17 protein-coding genes and 2 tRNA genes are annotated in these 15689 nt (G+C 38.8%); 14 read left to right on the top strand and 5 right to left on the bottom strand.

Annotation, left to right across the window (positions count from 1 at the left end):
- Positions 1–8 precede the first annotated feature (8 nt).
- The 11 genes from H3T55_RS09620 (at position 9) to H3T55_RS09670 (ending at position 6411) form a co-directional block, all read left to right on the top strand.
- Positions 9–977: a branched-chain amino acid ABC transporter permease gene (locus tag H3T55_RS09620; protein ID WP_225534305.1), complete on the top strand. Its 969-nt coding sequence runs from the start codon at positions 9–11 to the stop codon at positions 975–977.
- On the top strand, positions 958–1734 hold the full coding sequence (locus tag H3T55_RS09625; protein ID WP_087641264.1) for an ABC transporter ATP-binding protein: 777 nt from the start codon (positions 958–960) through the stop codon (positions 1732–1734). The genes H3T55_RS09620 and H3T55_RS09625 overlap by 20 nt, the downstream gene beginning before the upstream one ends.
- Entirely contained in the window at positions 1734–2435 is a 702-nt protein-coding gene (locus tag H3T55_RS09630; RefSeq protein WP_225534306.1) for an ABC transporter ATP-binding protein, read from the top strand. Before H3T55_RS09625 ends, H3T55_RS09630 begins: the two co-directional genes overlap by 1 nt.
- A gap of 4 nt (positions 2436–2439) precedes the next feature.
- The gene (locus tag H3T55_RS09635; RefSeq protein WP_225534308.1) at positions 2440–3093 is read left to right on the top strand and encodes a CBS domain-containing protein; all 654 of its coding nucleotides are present in this window, start codon (positions 2440–2442) and stop codon (positions 3091–3093) included.
- Between the two features lie 243 nt (positions 3094–3336).
- Positions 3337–3915 carry a hypothetical protein gene (locus H3T55_RS09640; RefSeq protein ID WP_087641267.1) on the top strand — a complete coding sequence of 193 codons (579 nt, stop codon included), beginning with the start codon at positions 3337–3339 and terminating at the stop codon, positions 3913–3915.
- Position 3916: 1 nt separating this feature from the next.
- Positions 3917–4669, top strand: a complete 753-nt coding sequence (locus H3T55_RS09645; RefSeq protein ID WP_225534309.1) for a class D sortase — start codon at positions 3917–3919, stop codon at positions 4667–4669.
- An 18-nt stretch (positions 4670–4687) separates the two neighbouring features.
- Complete coding sequence (locus H3T55_RS09650; RefSeq protein ID WP_225534310.1) at positions 4688–5542, top strand: hypothetical protein; 855 nt, start codon at positions 4688–4690, stop codon at positions 5540–5542.
- A gap of 83 nt (positions 5543–5625) precedes the next feature.
- On the top strand, positions 5626–5859 hold the full coding sequence (locus tag H3T55_RS09655; RefSeq protein WP_087641270.1) for a DUF2969 domain-containing protein: 234 nt from the start codon (positions 5626–5628) through the stop codon (positions 5857–5859).
- A 90-nt stretch (positions 5860–5949) separates the two neighbouring features.
- A tRNA-Tyr gene (locus H3T55_RS09660) sits at positions 5950–6030 on the top strand.
- 9 nt (positions 6031–6039) lie between these two features.
- A tRNA-Gln gene (locus H3T55_RS09665) sits at positions 6040–6111 on the top strand.
- 114 nt (positions 6112–6225) lie between these two features.
- Positions 6226–6411, top strand: a complete 186-nt coding sequence (locus H3T55_RS09670) for a hypothetical protein (protein ID WP_087641271.1) — start codon at positions 6226–6228, stop codon at positions 6409–6411.
- Between the two features lie 181 nt (positions 6412–6592).
- On the opposite strand, the gene H3T55_RS09675 is transcribed toward H3T55_RS09670, so the two are convergent.
- Complete coding sequence (locus H3T55_RS09675) at positions 6593–7201, bottom strand: TetR/AcrR family transcriptional regulator (protein ID WP_087641272.1); 609 nt, start codon at positions 7199–7201, stop codon at positions 6593–6595.
- A 193-nt stretch (positions 7202–7394) separates the two neighbouring features.
- Between H3T55_RS09675 and H3T55_RS09680 the strand changes: the two genes are divergently transcribed.
- Entirely contained in the window at positions 7395–11642 is a 4248-nt protein-coding gene (locus tag H3T55_RS09680; protein WP_225534311.1) for a 2-hydroxyacyl-CoA dehydratase, read from the top strand.
- Positions 11643–11970: 328 nt separating this feature from the next.
- Complete coding sequence (locus H3T55_RS09685; RefSeq protein ID WP_088269405.1) at positions 11971–12678, top strand: GntR family transcriptional regulator; 708 nt, start codon at positions 11971–11973, stop codon at positions 12676–12678.
- Between the two features lie 59 nt (positions 12679–12737).
- On the opposite strand, the gene H3T55_RS09690 is transcribed toward H3T55_RS09685, so the two are convergent.
- The 4 genes from H3T55_RS09690 to H3T55_RS09705 all read right to left on the bottom strand — a co-directional run bounded on the left by H3T55_RS09690 (position 12738) and on the right by H3T55_RS09705 (position 15142).
- Complete coding sequence (locus tag H3T55_RS09690) at positions 12738–13244, bottom strand: QueT transporter family protein (RefSeq protein WP_225534312.1); 507 nt, start codon at positions 13242–13244, stop codon at positions 12738–12740.
- A 174-nt stretch (positions 13245–13418) separates the two neighbouring features.
- The gene (locus H3T55_RS09695) at positions 13419–14183 is read right to left on the bottom strand and encodes a 3-oxoacyl-ACP reductase (protein ID WP_225534313.1); all 765 of its coding nucleotides are present in this window, start codon (positions 14181–14183) and stop codon (positions 13419–13421) included.
- 73 nt (positions 14184–14256) lie between these two features.
- Positions 14257–14493, bottom strand: a complete 237-nt coding sequence (locus H3T55_RS09700; RefSeq protein WP_225534314.1) for a DUF2829 domain-containing protein — start codon at positions 14491–14493, stop codon at positions 14257–14259.
- Complete coding sequence (locus H3T55_RS09705; protein ID WP_225534315.1) at positions 14483–15142, bottom strand: YigZ family protein; 660 nt, start codon at positions 15140–15142, stop codon at positions 14483–14485. Before H3T55_RS09705 ends, H3T55_RS09700 begins: the two co-directional genes overlap by 11 nt.
- A 126-nt stretch (positions 15143–15268) precedes the next feature.
- Here H3T55_RS09705 and H3T55_RS09710 point away from each other — a divergent pair, with 126 nt between their 5' ends.
- Positions 15269–15595: a hypothetical protein gene (locus H3T55_RS09710; protein ID WP_225534316.1), complete on the top strand. Its 327-nt coding sequence runs from the start codon at positions 15269–15271 to the stop codon at positions 15593–15595.
- Positions 15596–15689 lie beyond the last annotated feature (94 nt).

The following is a 15689-nucleotide window of genomic DNA, read 5'->3' on the forward strand; positions in this document are numbered from 1 at the left end:
GAGCGTGCATGAAAAAGAACTTAAAATATAATCTTATCTGGCTTTTAATTGCCGCTGGTGCGTATGCTTTTATTTATGTGTTGTACATCACGGGTGTGATTACACCGTTTACGGAGTATACTTTAATTACGATCGGGATCAATATTATGTTGGCGTTAGGATTGAACTTGATCATCGGTTTTTCTGGACAGTTTTCCTTAGGTCATGCGGGGTTCATGGCGATCGGTGCGTATAGTGCTGCGATCATGACAGTGAAATATCCGACGATGGGTGGTTTTTTCAGCGGTATTTTAGTAGGGATCGTGCTTTCCGGGATCGTTGCTTTACTTGTTGGGATTCCTACATTGAGATTAAAAGGAGACTACTTAGCGATCGCAACACTGGGGATTTCTGAGATCATCCGAATCATTATTATCAACATGAAAGAGTTGACGAATGGTCCAGCGGGGATCTTTGGGATTCCTCCAATGGTCAGCTGGCCGATGGTGTTTGGCTTTGTTGTAGTTGTGACATTAGTTGTTGTCAACTTCATCCACAGTGGTCCAGGACGTGCGACAATGGCGATCAGAGAAGATGAGATCGCTGCTGAATCCATGGGGGTCAATACGACAAAATATAAAGTGGCAGCTTTCATCATTGGTGCTATTACAGCAAGCGTTGCGGGTGCTATTTATTCAAGCTATGTTCAAACGATTGCGCCAAAAGATTTCGGTTTTATGAAATCGATCGATATTTTGATTATTGTTGTATTCGGTGGCATCGGTAGTGTGACGGGTACTTTTATTTCAGCGATCGTTTTAGGGATCTTGAATATGTTCTTACAAGACGCCGGTGCATTAAGAATGATCATTTACGCATTAGCTTTGATTATCATCATGATTTTTAAACCAGGCGGACTCTTAGGAACGTGGGAATTCTCTGTTAAAAAATTATTCAAACAAAAGGAGGAGAAATCACATGCCTCTACTGAACGTTAGTAATTTAACGAAAAATTTTGGCGGTCTTGCAGCAGTATCAAATGTAAATTTGACCTTAGAAAGTAACGAATTAATTGGTCTGATTGGGCCAAATGGCGCAGGTAAAACAACGTTGTTTAATCTTTTGACAGGTGTTTATGAACCTAGTGAAGGAACGGTCACTCTTGATGTACTTGGAAAAGAACATCGATTGAATGGGATGAAACCATATAAAATCGCTGATATGGGATTGAGTAGAACGTTTCAAAATATTCGTCTTTTCAAAGATTTAACAGTAATGGATAATGTGCTGATCGCAATGAATAGTAAAAATAAAGAAGGGATTCTATCCAGTATTTTACGTTTACCGACTTTCTATAAAAAAGAAGAAGCGATGGCGGATAAAGTACACGAGCTGCTGGCTATTTTCGGTTTGGAAGACAAAGTCGATACATTGGCAAAAAATTTACCTTATGGCGAACAGCGACGCTTAGAAATCGTTCGTGCATTGGCTACGCAGCCAAAGGTATTGTTTTTGGATGAACCGGCTGCAGGAATGAATCCGCAAGAAACTGCTGACCTAACTGAACTGATCAGGAAAATCCAAAAAGAATTTCAGATCACGATCGTCCTGATCGAGCATGATATGAGTTTGGTCATGGAAGTTTGTCAAAGAATCTATGTGCTGGAGTATGGAAGAATCATTGCTGAAGGGGATCCAGAAGCAATCAAAAATGATCCTCGAGTGATCGAAGCTTATCTTGGAGGTGAACTATAATGTTAACTGTTGAAAATCTATCCGTGCATTATGGTGTGATCCAAGCGGTACGCGATGTAAATTTTAAAGTAGAAGAAGGGGAAATCGTTTCGTTGATCGGAGCGAACGGCGCAGGTAAGACCACGATTTTAAGAACTATTTCAGGCTTGAATCGTCCATCAAGCGGAACGATCACATTTGTTGGGCAAGAAATCCAAAAAGTAGTTCCTCAAAAAATCGTCGCATCTGGCCTTTGTCAAGTGCCGGAAGGTCGGCATGTCTTCTCAGGACTAACTGTTCAGGAAAATTTGGAAATGGGTGCTTTTCTTAGAAAAGATAAGCAATTGAAAGAAGATTATGAGATGATTTTTGAAAGGTTTCCTATTTTGAAAGAACGTAAAAATCAAGATGCCTCTACCTTATCGGGTGGGGAACAGCAAATGCTGGCGATGGGCAGAGCATTGATGTCTAAGCCAAAATTATTATTATTAGATGAACCTTCCATGGGGCTGGCACCCATTTTTATTCAGGAGATATTCAATATTATTCAGGAAATCAATAAACAAGGAACGACCGTTCTGCTGATCGAACAAAATGCAAAAATGGCGCTGTCAATTGCTGATAGAGGCTATGTATTGGAAACGGGAGAAGTAGTGTTGAGTGGACCAGGTAAAGAGCTATTAGAAAGTGAAGAAGTCAAAAAAGCATATTTGGGAGGGTAAAAACATGAGCGTTAGTGATTTTATGACCAAAACATTAATTGTAGCACAGCCGGAAATGAAGATTTTTGATGCGGTCGATCTAATGAAAAAAAACAATATCCATCGTTTACCAGTTGTTGAAAAAGAACGGATCGTAGGGCTGATCACAGAAGGAACTATTCAATCTGCGATGCCGTCTAAAGCAACGAGTTTAAGTGTTTACGAAGTAAACTATCTACTGAACAAAACAACAGTTGCTGATGTGATGGTAAAGGAAGTTCAGACGATCAAACCAGAAGCTTCTTTGGAAGATGGTATCTATCAAATGCGTCAAAACAATATTGGTGTTTTACCAGTAGTTGATGCAAATGAACAGCTAGTTGGAATCATTACAAATAATGATATCTTTGATGCTTTCTTAAAAATCACTGGCTACAATGATGGCGGGACAAGAATTCAGCTTCGAATCCCTGAAGATCATAAAGGGATCTTAGCAGATATCACTAAATTATTGGCGGAAAACGATTTTAGTATATTAACAGTTGTGGTCAACCGAAAAGAATTAGAAACGATCATTGAGCTTCAGATAGAAAGCCGTGAAACAACTAAAATTGAACAAATCCTAAAGACCGCTGGCTATGACGTTTTTGAAGCAGTTTTAGTATCGAAAAAGACATAAAAAAGTAGTAAAGTCAAGTGATGGTAACGTTTTTTTTCTAAGAAAACCGTTTGACTATTGCAAATGCATATGATAATTTTAATAGTGAAGACTTTTGTATTTTTGAAGAAATGGTGTGTGTGGTTGCACTATTTCTGATACATATGATCTTCTATGACCTTAAAAATAAGGTGTTGTTGAAGGTATAATTGTTGCAGTTTTACTGCAATTGATTATAAATATATAAGATAAGGAGGAATGAAAATGAAAAAAGTTATCGGATTTGTCGTTGCTTTAGTGATCGTATTGGGTTTTGCAACTCCTGCGTTGGCTGATGGTGCAATTTCAGCAGTTGAACAACCAATACTTAATGAATTGAATGCTGGCGCTACAATCGGCGGTAAGAAATTTGCTTTTGGTGCAGCTGAGATCAATGCAGCAGAAAACCACTTGAAACGTGTTGATTTGACACAAGCTCAAGCAGATGAAGCAATCAAAAACATTCAAGCTGCGCGTGCGCTAGTCGAAGGTGTTTCTGTAGATGCTTCTGGTGCAAATACACTTGGAGATGCGCTTAGATTATTACCAGCAAACGTGATTTCTCAGTTGCAGAGCTATGTTGTTGCGGCTGGAAATGCAGTAGGTGTGAAAATCACTTTTGGTGCTGGCGGAAGCTATTCAGCAGTGACTATCACTGACACTAAAGGAGCACCTGTATATAGCACTGGAACACCAGTAAAAAATACAGGCTCAAATTACGTACTTAGCGGTATTACTTTTGGTTCACTAATCGTTGCTGCAGCAGGTGCAGTATTTGTGAGCAGAAAGAATAAACTAGCTTAATATGAAAAAATTAAAAAGAGTAGGGGCATTTATTTATGTGCCTCTTCTCTTTATGTTTTTTGGCTATTTAACCATATATATCATTGGTGCACCTGTCATTAATTTTGCTTCTTCTGCTGTCGAATTGATTTCGTTGAATGATGCCCCTTCTTTTGAACAAAAAGGAAACAACCTGTTTGCCGAAAGAAGTCAAGAAAAAAAACAAGCATCAAACAACCAGTCGACAGATTCTGCACAGACCGAAACAGGAAAAGCAACTGACCAAACAGGAACGACTCAAGCCTCTGGAACAGAAGCTTTAGCATCCACGACCGTCGTCTATCCGACAGGCGGAGATCAGTTTGGAGAAGTTGTTATTGATAAAGTTGGGATTAATGAACCACTATATTATGGAGATAGTGAAGAAATTTTGCGTTTAGGCGCAGGTCAATATATTGGCAGTATGATTCCAGGAGATTTAGGAACAACATTGATCGGCGGGCATAATATGCCTTCTTTCGGGAAAATCTATTATTTAGAGCCAGGAGATGAAGTCAAGGTTCATACTCATTATGGGGATTATACATATCAAGTAACGGAAGTCAAAATTGCGAATTATAAAGATCCATCAATTAATACGAAGCTAGGTGACCGTACGAAACGTTCACTGATTTTATACACCTGCTATCCATTGGATGCGATTGGCTTAACACCAGAACGTGTATTTGTTTCTGCAGATTATGTGTCTGGACCGATTATTGATGAAAAATCATAAAAAAGGAGAAACAGTGAAATGAGAAATCGGGGTCATCTGTTGAAGGTGCTTTCGCGCTTTTTTATTGCGTTTTTGTCATCTGTTTTCTTATTTGCTTTTTTGATTTTACTTGCATTGAGATTGACTCTTTTTAGTGAAAACTATATTACAAAACAGGCCTCTCATGCGGATTATTATACCAAACTAGCAGGGGAGATCAATCGACAGATTGAAAATAGTGCATTAGGAAGCAACATCCCAGAAGGTGTGCTGAATCAAACCGTCAGTAAATCATTTGTTCAAAAAGATGTGGATGCATATTTCAAGGCAATGTATCACACAGGAAGCAAGTATTCCATTTCTAATGAAAAGCAAATTCAGGCTTCTGTTTCTGAGGCAATTACGTCGTACATGAAAGAGAAGAATATAGAGATAACGCCAGAATCAGAAAAAGCGGTCAATGACTTAGGAGATAATGCTGTTACGATATATAAAGGCTATATCGAATTGCCCTTTTTAGTTTCTTATGGACGAAAAGTAATGAATTATAAATCAAAAATAGTCATTTTTATGGTCATCTGTGGCGTTCTATGGGGATTGCTGAGTCTTTCTCTTTATTCATCACTGCGAGGCTATTTTCATCGTTTATTGAGATATTGGTCGTATATCACCATCGGCAGCGGATTGATGATGGTTGTTGTGCCTGCTGCTATTTTGATACAAGGATTTCTGAAAAAATTAGGGATCCAATCAAAAGCGATGTATGATTTTATACAAACCTATTTATCAAGCTTTTTATGGCTGTTTATCATTATTGGGATTGTGTCGATCATAGCGGGTATTGTCTTTGCACTACTGAGTGAAATCAAACGAAAACAGTTATTTAGTACCTAAATGTAAAATATCTGGCATCTACTTTAAATGGTAGGTGCTTTTTTTTGTATAACGTGATAACATAGAGGCTTGGAGGGATGAGAATGTCTAAAAAGAATAAAGATATTGAAGTACGAATAGAAGAGAGTCAAAAAAAGATCAATGGTGAACAGTTGACTATCAATACTTTAATGATCGGCAAAAAAGAAATTGGTCAAGTTGTTACACAAGCTGAAAAAAAATTCGCAGTATTGATCGACGGACGAAATGAAGCGACAGTCAAAACGCTGGATGAAGCGATCGAATACGTGATTCGTCAATGGAATTTGAACGACTAAAATAAATAACAACTTTTTTTCGAAAAGTGCTTGCAATTTACTCAGAAATTTTGTATTATAACTAAGTCAGGTTTTTTACTAAAACCTTTTGGAGGAATAGCGAAGTGGCTAAACGCGACGGACTGTAAATCCGTTCCTTAGGGTTCAGTGGTTCGAATCCACTTTCCTCCATTTTATTTTTGGGGTATCGCCAAGCGGTAAGGCAACAGACTTTGACTCTGTCATGCGTTGGTTCGAATCCAGCTACCCCAGTCTTAGCAAAACAACTCATTGGAGTTGTTTTTTTATTTACGAAGGACAGAGGCTTTTGTTCTCTTTTTCAAAAATATATGATAAAGTGAAAGAAACATATGAGGAGTGAGATCAATGAACATCAAAGAGAAAATAACTGAAACAGCTGAAAGATTATATGATTTAGCAAACGAAGGAAAATACGATGTGAAGGTAAATCTTTTTTCAAAAAAGAAAAATGGAGAGAAAGCTTCTGGCGTGAAAGTCATCTCTTCCAGAGATACAGCACATACTAAAAAATGGCGTGCTAAAAACCGCTAGAAACACGAGATGAGATAAAGGTTGCTTAGATTCGATCGATTATAGTAACGAACGAGCAACATGCTTTTGTATCGCTTGTTCGCTGTGAAATGGCCGAGTAACCTGATTTTTGGTCATATTTATTAAAAGTTAGTGTCTGAAACAAAACTAAAAAAGTTTTGTTTCAGACACTTTTTTTATGCTATTTATCGATTTCGATCCCTAGAACGGTCAGGTGTCCGTTTCCAACCAATTTAATAACAAGTCTGGCCAAATGATTTGGCGACATGTCTGTGTTACTTGTAATCCACCAATGGAGCGTTCCTGTAAAAATCGATGTCATGTATTCAATAATGAAATCGATTGGAACTTCGATCTCGTTTTCGGTGATTTTTAGCTTGGAGAAAATATCTGCATATTTATCATAAATGATCTCAGCTAATTTCTTTCGCAGCAATTCATTAGAACTACCATCCATGATCGTTAAGAAAAAGTTTTTATTTTTTTGGATATTGATATAAATATGTGTGAGAAGAAATTCAATTTGTTTGACTTTGATTCGATTTTTTACAATGATTTGTTCCGTATCGATGACAGAAGTAAAGGCATTGACGGCAAAATCAAAAATTTGTTCATAAAGATCCTGTTTATCTTTAAAATGAGCATAAAAAGTCGCGCGATTGATCATCGCTTCATCTGCAATGTCTTGGATCGTGATACAATCATATCCTTTTTCCTCAACTAAATGAAAGAAAGCTTCGATGATCATTTTGTGTGTTCGCTTTACCCGCAGGTCTGTTTTCTTCGACATATAAAAATTCCTTTCAAAATAATCAACAGATTTGATAAGTTTGTTGCTTATCTCACAAATTTGGGTGTTTTGCTTGTTGCAAATAAATTAGAATCTTTCTAAAATATACATAAGTATTATATCAGACACCTTGTAGGATAATCAACAAAGTGTTGGGAAATAAAAAGGTATGGACAATAAGGAGATAAAACAAATGACAATAAGAGCAGGAATAGATGTCGGTTCGACAACTGTGAAATTGGTAATTATCGATGAAGAAAATCATACCAAATTCGCAAAATATGAACGACATTACTCAGATGTGAAAGCAGCCACAGAAAAAGTTTTGATAGAAGCAATGAATGTTCTTGGTGAAAAAACACCTCTTACGATGACCATTACGGGTTCCGGAGGAATGGGTCTCGCAGATGTCCTAAACATTTCTTTTGTTCAAGAAGTGATCGCCTGTACAAGAACAGTAGAAGAAATTATTCCCGAAACCGATGTTGCGATTGAACTAGGCGGAGAAGATGCAAAGATTACCTTTTTCGATGGTGCGTTAGAGCAACGGATGAATGGCAGCTGTGCTGGTGGGACGGGAGCTTTTATCGATCAAATGGCCGTCTTATTAAAAACAGATGCAAACGGGGTCAATGAACTGGCGAAAAACTATGAAACGATTTACCCGATCGCTTCAAGATGCGGAGTATTTGCTAAAACTGATGTTCAGCCCTTGATCAATGAAGGTGCAGCAAAAGAAGATATTGCTGCGAGTATTTTTCAAGCAGTTGTCAATCAAACGATTGCAGGGTTAGCTGCAGGAAGAAAAATCAAAGGAAAGATCGCCTTTTTAGGTGGACCGCTTTTCTTTATGTCAGAGCTTAGAAAACGATTTATTGAAACGTTGGATGTTCAGCCGGAAGATGTCATATTCCCGGAAAACCCTCAGTTATTTGTTGCGATGGGAGCAGCTATTTATTCTGAAGGTGCGAATTCGACTACCTTAGAAGAGCTGATCCAGCGCTTGACTCAGGGAGATCAGGAACAATTGAAGCCAACCGATACCTTGGAACCGTTATTCCAAAATGAAGAGGAGTTAAAGGTTTTTAGAGCCCGCCACGATCAGGCTAAAGCACAAGAAAAGCCTTTATCTGAACATCAAGGTGTCGCATTTTTAGGGATCGATGCAGGGTCTACAACAACTAAAGTCACGTTGATCGATGAAGATGGTAATTTATTGTTCTCATTCTATGGAAATAACCAAGGACAGCCTTTAGAAACAACGATGGAAGTTTTGAAAGACTTGTATCAGCAAATGCCAAAGGATGTCTTTATCGGTAAGGCAGCAGTGACAGGTTATGGCGAGCATTTGATCAAAAATGCTTTGAAGGTCGATATCGGTGAAGTAGAAACGATGGCGCATTATAAAGCGGCGGATCATTTTCAACCGGGTGTAGATTTTATTTTAGACATTGGCGGTCAGGATATGAAAGCAATGACGATCAAAGATGGCGTTTTATCCTCGATTCAACTGAATGAAGCTTGTTCATCGGGGTGTGGTTCATTTATCGAAACGTTTGCTAAATCGTTGAATTATGATGTGAAAGATTTCGCCATTGAAGCGTTGAGTTCAAAAGCACCGGTGGATTTGGGTTCACGTTGTACCGTATTCATGAATTCTAAAGTAAAACAAGTTCAAAAAGAAGGAGCTTCCGTTGGAGATATTTCAGCAGGACTATCCTATTCAGTTATAAAAAATGCGATCTACAAAGTAATCAAGGTCCGTCGACCAGAGGAATTAGGAAAGAAAATCGTTTGTCAGGGTGGTACTTTTTATAATGAAGCTGTTTTACGGGCATTTGAAATGATCAGTGAGCGTGAAGTGGTCCGTCCGTCTATTGCTGGGTTGATGGGCGCTTATGGTGCTGCATTGATCGCTTTGGAAAACTATGAATTAGGGCAAGAGACAACGACTCTTACTTTAGAAGAATTGGACACATTTACTGCAGAGAAAGAATTTACTCACTGTGGTCTTTGTGAGAACAACTGCATGATGACTGTAACTATTTTTTCAGACGGTCGTCAGTTTGTAACGGGGAATCGTTGTGAAAGAGGCGCTAGGATCAAAGTCAAAAGAGAAGACCGGAAAGTCAATATGATCGACTACAAATACCGTAAGCTCTTTAAATACCGTCCATTAAAAGAAAAGGATGCGAAATATGGCCGGATCGGGATTCCTCGTGTATTGAATATGTATGAAAATTATCCGCTATGGCATACGTTCTTTACTGATTTGGGCTTTAGGGTAGAATTATCCCCTCGTTCAAATAAAGAGCTATATGAACAAGGGATGGAAACCATTCCTAGCGATACTGCTTGTTACCCAGCAAAAATTACTCATGGACATATTCAAGCGTTGATCGATGCAGAGATCCCGATGATTTTTTATCCGGGTGTTGTGTTTGAACGTCAAGAATCGGCAGAAGCGGACAATCATTTCAACTGTCCGATCGTTCAAAGCTATCCAGATGTGATCCGAAACAATGTTGATGATATTAGAGATGGCAAGGTCGACTACCGTAATCCATATATCAATTTGGCTGATGAAGCGTCTGTTGCTAAAGTGCTGAGTGATACTTTTGCCGATCTAGGGATTTCGTTGGATCAGGTGACTGATGCTTTACGTCATGGTTATGAAGAGTTGGATGCTTTTAAAGAAGCGATTCGCAATAAAGGGGAAGAAACCCTTGTGATGCTGAACCAAAAAGGTGAAAAAGGAATCGTTCTATCTGGTAGACCTTATCATTTAGACCCAGAAATCAATCATGGGATCGCAGATGTGATCACACAAGAAGGATTTCATGTACTGACGGAAGATAGCATTTCTCATTTAGGTGATGTAGGCAATTTACGTGTCGTCAATCAGTGGGTCTATCATTCTCGTCTATATGCTGCTGCTCGTGTCGTTGCTAAGTCTAAAAATCTAGAACTTGTTCAGTTGAATTCATTTGGCTGCGGGCTGGATGCAGTGACAACGGATCAAGTAGAAGAAATCATGGAACAATATGGCAAAATCTATACAGTCTTGAAAATCGATGAAGGATCAAACCTGGGGGCGATCCGAATTCGTTTACGTTCACTCAAAGCTGCAGTTGGTGAAAGAGAAAAAATGAATTTTGAGCCAAAATTGCAACATGAAGAACCGGAAAAAATCGTATTTACAAAAGAAATGAAACGAACGCATACATTACTTTTACCAATGTTAAGTCCGATCCACCAATCAGGACTAGTTGATGAAGCGCTAAAAGCATCAGGGTATAATGTGGTTTGTTTGCCCGCTGATGACCGTGAAGCAGTCAATGTTGGATTGAAATATGTAAACAATGACGCTTGTTATCCTGCGATCATTTCAATTGGGCAGCTTGTTGAAGCACTTGAGAGCGGTGAATATGATTTAGATCATGTGAGTGTGATGATGACACAAACCGGTGGAGGATGCCGAGCAACGAATTATATCCCACTGCTTAGAAAAGCATTGAATGATGCTGGATTCCCGCAAGTACCTGTTGTTTCTGTTTCAATGGGCAATAAAGGGGTAGAATCGACCCCAGGCTTCAAATTTACTTTACCTATGTTGAAGCGTCTGGCAGTCGCTTTCTTATATGGTGATTTATTTGAACGAGTTGTTTATCGGACCCGCCCTTACGAGACTGAAACAGGCATGATCGATGCACTTCATGAAAAATGGTTGAAGCAAGTAGAAAAAAATGTTCGCAATGGTTCTTTAACTTTATTTAACCGTAATATGAAAAAAATCATCAAAGAATTTGATGAAATCCCGCTGCTGGATATTCAAAAGCCAAAAGTAGGTGTAGTAGGGGAAATCCTAGTCAAATATTCTCCAACGGCAAATAATGATATCGTCCGTTTGTTGGAAGCAGAAGGTGCTGAAGCAGTTGTTCCGGATATCGTTGGTTTCATGAACTATTCTTTATACAACCAAATTTTTAAATACGAAAATCTTGGGATGTCGAAGCAAAGCAAAAATTTAGCAAAATTTGCGATCCGAATGATTGAATATGTTGAAAAACCGATGGACAAAGCATTGAGAAATTCGAAGCGTTTTGATGGAATCAGCTCTATTCATGAGCTGGCTGAAGATGCTGGGAAAATTTTATCGATTGGAAACCATACAGGAGAAGGCTGGTTCTTGACTGGGGAAATGATCGAGCTTTTGAAATCAGATGTAAACAATATAGTCTGTATGCAGCCATTTGGTTGTCTGCCGAATCATGTGGTAGGTAAAGGGGTTACGAAAGAATTAAGACGGCAGTATCCTAAAGCGAATATTGCACCAATCGATTATGATCCAGGAGTATCTTTAGTCAATCAATTAAATCGTATTCGTTTAATGATGGCTACTGCACACAAAATGATGGATGAAGAAAAAATCCATTCCTAGCAAAAAGATAGTAAAGAGAGCGGAGCAAAACTAAAGTCAGTTTTGTTTTGCTCTCTTTAATTCTTAATATAAGGTAGCTGTAAGTTAGGTTCCCTATCAATTTTGAAAAAAATGCTAAAAAAGAAATAGTTTTGCCTTTTTTTGCCTGTATTGACCGATAGTTATAAGCAGCCAAAAGATTTCTTTCTTTTCGCAACGAATGAAACGGAAGAAGCATACCAAATTGCCTGATAAAACCTCAAGATACCTTGATTTTAGAACTTTTAGTTGTTTCTAAGGTATATACCAGTTATAATAGAAAGGAAGAGAATAACGAGGAGGAAATCAGATGGTGTCGAGTTTACCAGTTTATATACAAATCCATGATAAAATCAAAAATGACATAGAACACGGAGTTTGGAAGATTGGGGACAGGCTTCCATCAGAACGTGAACTTGCCACGCAATTTGGCGTGAGCAGAATGACCTTGAGACAAGCGATTCAAACGTTGGCAGATGAAGGGATCTTAGAAAGGAAAATCGGTTCAGGGACCTATGTAGCCCGAAAAAAAGTACAGGAAAAAATGACTGGAACAACCAGTTTTACTGATATCATGCTTTCGCAAAACCGAGTACCTTCCAGCCGCACCGTTTCTTATTACGTAGCCAAGCCAAGTTCTAGCGAAATGGAAAAACTGAATCTGACAGAAAATGAGCAAATCGTTCGTATGGAGCGGATTCGTTTTGCTGATGACCTGCCTATTTGCTTTGAAGTCGCCAGTGTCCCATACTCTCTAGTAGATCGTTACAGCAAAACAGAGATCACGAATTCCTTTTATAAAACATTAGAGGAAAAAGGCGGCAATAAAATCGGTCATGCAAATCAAACGATCTCTGCTATGCTGGCCTCTGAACAAATTGCCGACTACTTAAAAATCAAGCGCGGCGACGCTATTTTACGCTTGCGTCAGATTTCTTACTTTGAAGATGGTACGCCATTTGAATATGTTCGTACACAATATGTTGGTAACCGTTTTGAATTTTATTTAGAAAAATAAGCGAGATAGGAATCGTTGATCTTTCAAAAAGAAAGTATCAGAGATTTCTATCCCGCTTTTTATTTTGTTAAATCCATTTTTTCATTGATCCAGTATATCAATATACCACCGATCGACATCGACAAAAGTTCACCTAAAGCGACAGTCAGCCAAGTATAGAAAAAAGGTAACTGGTAGAAAAAGGCAAGCTGACCAGCAACAGTGAACATCGATAAAGAACAAAGTAAGGCGGTAATGATCATTTTTTTGCGCAGATTTTTAACACGTCGTGTCAGATAATAGGAGAGCTGTAAAATCAATAGTGTGGATACACTCCCGATCGCAACATCCACTAATCCTAAAGGCGACGCGAGATTAGCGATAGCAACACCTAAAGTGACTGCCCAGATGTAACGTTTATTAAATAGAGGCAAGTAATTAAACAGTTCAGAAAACCTAAGCTGAACTACTCCGAAGCTAAAAGGTGCTAGAAAAACGGTCACAGCAACATAAAGTGCTGTCACTAATGCCATTTTTGCGATAGAAACGGCAGACCATGGCTTAGTCTGGGTGTTTGACTGATTCATATGTATTCTCCTTTGTAAAACAGGCAGGCCCGTTTTAGTAATAACTATGACCAAAGGAAGTGACAGGATATTCTGCCAACTGAAGTGTCATAGTGTGAATCTTTTCACTGTTATTCATGTTACCGAATCTAGGGATATTTGTAAATAGATAACGCATTGAAATAGATGATCTATTTATTTGACAAGCCAACCACCGTCGATCGTCATCACCGTTCCGTGAATATAATCTGCTTGATGGCTAGCTAAGAATAGACTCAATGAAGCAACTTCCTCAGGTTTGGCCCAGCGTCCAGCAGGCGTTTCGCTAGCAACCCATTCAGCCATTTGACCATCACCTGCAAAGTCTGCTGCATTCATTGGTGTTTTAATCGCACCTGGAGCAATCGCATTTGTACGGATTCCTTTTTTGACATAGTCATAGTCCAATTGTTTTGTATAACCGATGATGGCATGTTTGGAAGCTGTATATGCTGCGCCGCCTCCGCCAGCGACCATCCCAGCAATAGATGCCATATTGATGATAACGCCACGCTGTTGCTCGATCATCTGAGGCAATATGAGGTTAGTAACAAGAAACATGCCTTTTAGGTTGATGTCTAACACGCGATCCCACATTTCCTCCGTCGTATCCAGACTAGGCGTATAATCGTCAAGGATACCAGCTGTATTTAGCAGAATATCGATAGAACCAAAGCATTCATTCGCATATTTGACTGCAGCAAGAATCTCATCCTTTTGTGTAACATCGCCAATATAGCTGATAAAGGCACCTGTTGCTTTGGCACTCTTTTTTTCGGTTTCAGTTAATCCTGTTGGATCAAGATCAAAGCCTAGGACATTTGCACCTTGAGCGGTAAATGCTACAGCTTGCGCTTGACCGATCCCGGAAGCAGCCCCTGTCACAAAAATAGTTTTTCCTGTATATTCGTCGAAGTGCATGATTCATCCTCTTTTCTACTCAGTATAAAAAGCTAGGCAACTTCTCTAAAGTTTCCTAGCATAGTCATCATATTTATTCTGCTGTTACGATCTTCCAATCATCAGCCAATACATCACAAGGTGTCGGTGAAAACATACTGTATCCCTCGTCAGATGTTTTGATCAAAAAATAGGGAGTGACCTGGAGAAATGAACCATCAGAGGTACCGATTTCATCCCTCAGCTCAATATATAATTCAAACCCGCTCCAACCTGTTCTGACCGCTTTTGCGCCTTTTTTAATCTGTGGTAATACTTCTTCAAATGTCATCTGTTTCCTCCGTTTTCGTAATAGGTATTTCGTGGTAAGAACAGTCACCTCTGACAAAGGTGACTTGGCCATTCACCTGTTCAGTGATTTCTGCTTCAAACTGTTCTATTTTTGCTTCATCTATTAGACAAATCACTTCAACTTTTTCTGCGTAGAGTGTTTCTTTTAGTGTGTAAAGGCTATGCTCCATAAAGTTTTGAACTTTGCCTAGATTAGGATAGCTGATCTGTAGACGTATTTCTTGCTGTAGTTTCCCCTCAACTAATCCAATATCAGTCAGCGCCTGAGAAACTGCGTGACTATAAGCGCGAATCAAGCCGCCAGTGCCAAGTTTCGTTCCGCCAAAGTAACGAGTAACGACAGCAACTACATTGATCAATTCCTTTTTCTTTAAGACTTCAAGCATCGGAACGCCAGCTGTTCCGCTAGGTTCGCCATCATCACTGCTTCTTTGGATATCACTATTATCACCGATTATGAATGCGCTGCAATTATGGTTCGCCTTCCAATGCTCTTTTTTCTTTTCGGCAATAAATGCTTTCGCCTCTTCTTCGGAGTAAACTCGCTTAAGCGCGCAAATAAAGCGCGATTTTTTGATCTCGATTTCACTTTCGCCATCAGAGTGAATGGTAAAATAACGTTCAAGCATTTTCTCATTCCTTTACTTAAATAGTATCCTAAGTATAAAAAAAATAAGAAAGAGAAGCAACCATCTATAAAAAAAGGTGAAAATAAATGAGCTTCGTTTGCTTCTGAAGGTATTTATGAGATAATAATGAAAAGAATACTGGAAGATAAAGGAGTGGAAAATTTGGCAAAAGAGCGGCAGAAGAAATACGACAGCGTTACCCATTATTTAATGAACAACGGCGGATCTCAGGTTACTTTAACGTTTACTCAATTTGATGAGTTGCTATTTCCTCATTCTGGTCTTCCTAAAACAGCTCGAACAGAAATTGATTGGTGGGCCAATGACCACAAACATCCTGAAAAAGGTGCATATGGCTGGCTGAATGCGGGATATCAGGTGGTGCAGGTAAACATTTTAAAGGAGTATGTTGTTTTTAATAAACTACTAAAGTCCAACTGGCTTTTTGAATAATAGTGTGTGATCGTGTATAAGTAGTAAGCGTTGACAAAATAGCTGGTTTTACTATAATAGATGTAAAGAATCGAGTAGATTGTGTTATATTAAC

Origin of the sequence: Enterococcus sp. S22(2020) (assembly GCF_020295385.1) — a bacterium.
In the GTDB taxonomy this organism is placed as follows: Bacteria; Bacillota; Bacilli; order Lactobacillales; family Enterococcaceae; genus Enterococcus_L; species Enterococcus_L dunnyi.

Excerpts from the sequence above, each read along its gene's own strand:
- H3T55_RS09630 (WP_225534306.1), top strand. The coding sequence starts at position 1,734 with ATGTTAACTGTTGAAAATCTATCCGTGCATTATGGTGTGATCCAAGCG.
- H3T55_RS09650 (WP_225534310.1), top strand. The coding sequence starts at position 4,688 with ATGAGAAATCGGGGTCATCTGTTGAAGGTGCTTTCGCGCTTTTTTATT.
- H3T55_RS09700 (WP_225534314.1), bottom strand. The coding sequence starts at position 14,493 with ATGACATTTGAAGAAGTATTACCACAGATTAAAAAAGGCGCAAAAGCG.
- H3T55_RS09645 (WP_225534309.1), top strand. The coding sequence starts at position 3,917 with ATGAAAAAATTAAAAAGAGTAGGGGCATTTATTTATGTGCCTCTTCTC.
- H3T55_RS09680 (WP_225534311.1), top strand. The coding sequence starts at position 7,395 with ATGACAATAAGAGCAGGAATAGATGTCGGTTCGACAACTGTGAAATTG.
- H3T55_RS09635 (WP_225534308.1), top strand. The coding sequence starts at position 2,440 with ATGAGCGTTAGTGATTTTATGACCAAAACATTAATTGTAGCACAGCCG.
- H3T55_RS09690 (WP_225534312.1), bottom strand. The coding sequence starts at position 13,244 with ATGAATCAGTCAAACACCCAGACTAAGCCATGGTCTGCCGTTTCTATC.
- H3T55_RS09695 (WP_225534313.1), bottom strand. The coding sequence starts at position 14,183 with ATGCACTTCGACGAATATACAGGAAAAACTATTTTTGTGACAGGGGCT.
- H3T55_RS09685 (WP_088269405.1), top strand. The coding sequence starts at position 11,971 with ATGGTGTCGAGTTTACCAGTTTATATACAAATCCATGATAAAATCAAA.
- H3T55_RS09705 (WP_225534315.1), bottom strand. The coding sequence starts at position 15,142 with ATGCTTGAACGTTATTTTACCATTCACTCTGATGGCGAAAGTGAAATC.
- H3T55_RS09640 (WP_087641267.1), top strand. The coding sequence starts at position 3,337 with ATGAAAAAAGTTATCGGATTTGTCGTTGCTTTAGTGATCGTATTGGGT.
- H3T55_RS09655 (WP_087641270.1), top strand. The coding sequence starts at position 5,626 with ATGTCTAAAAAGAATAAAGATATTGAAGTACGAATAGAAGAGAGTCAA.
- H3T55_RS09625 (WP_087641264.1), top strand. The coding sequence starts at position 958 with ATGCCTCTACTGAACGTTAGTAATTTAACGAAAAATTTTGGCGGTCTT.
- H3T55_RS09710 (WP_225534316.1), top strand. The coding sequence starts at position 15,269 with ATGAAAAGAATACTGGAAGATAAAGGAGTGGAAAATTTGGCAAAAGAG.
- H3T55_RS09620 (WP_225534305.1), top strand. The coding sequence starts at position 9 with ATGAAAAAGAACTTAAAATATAATCTTATCTGGCTTTTAATTGCCGCT.
- H3T55_RS09675 (WP_087641272.1), bottom strand. The coding sequence starts at position 7,201 with ATGTCGAAGAAAACAGACCTGCGGGTAAAGCGAACACACAAAATGATC.
- H3T55_RS09670 (WP_087641271.1), top strand. The coding sequence starts at position 6,226 with ATGAACATCAAAGAGAAAATAACTGAAACAGCTGAAAGATTATATGAT.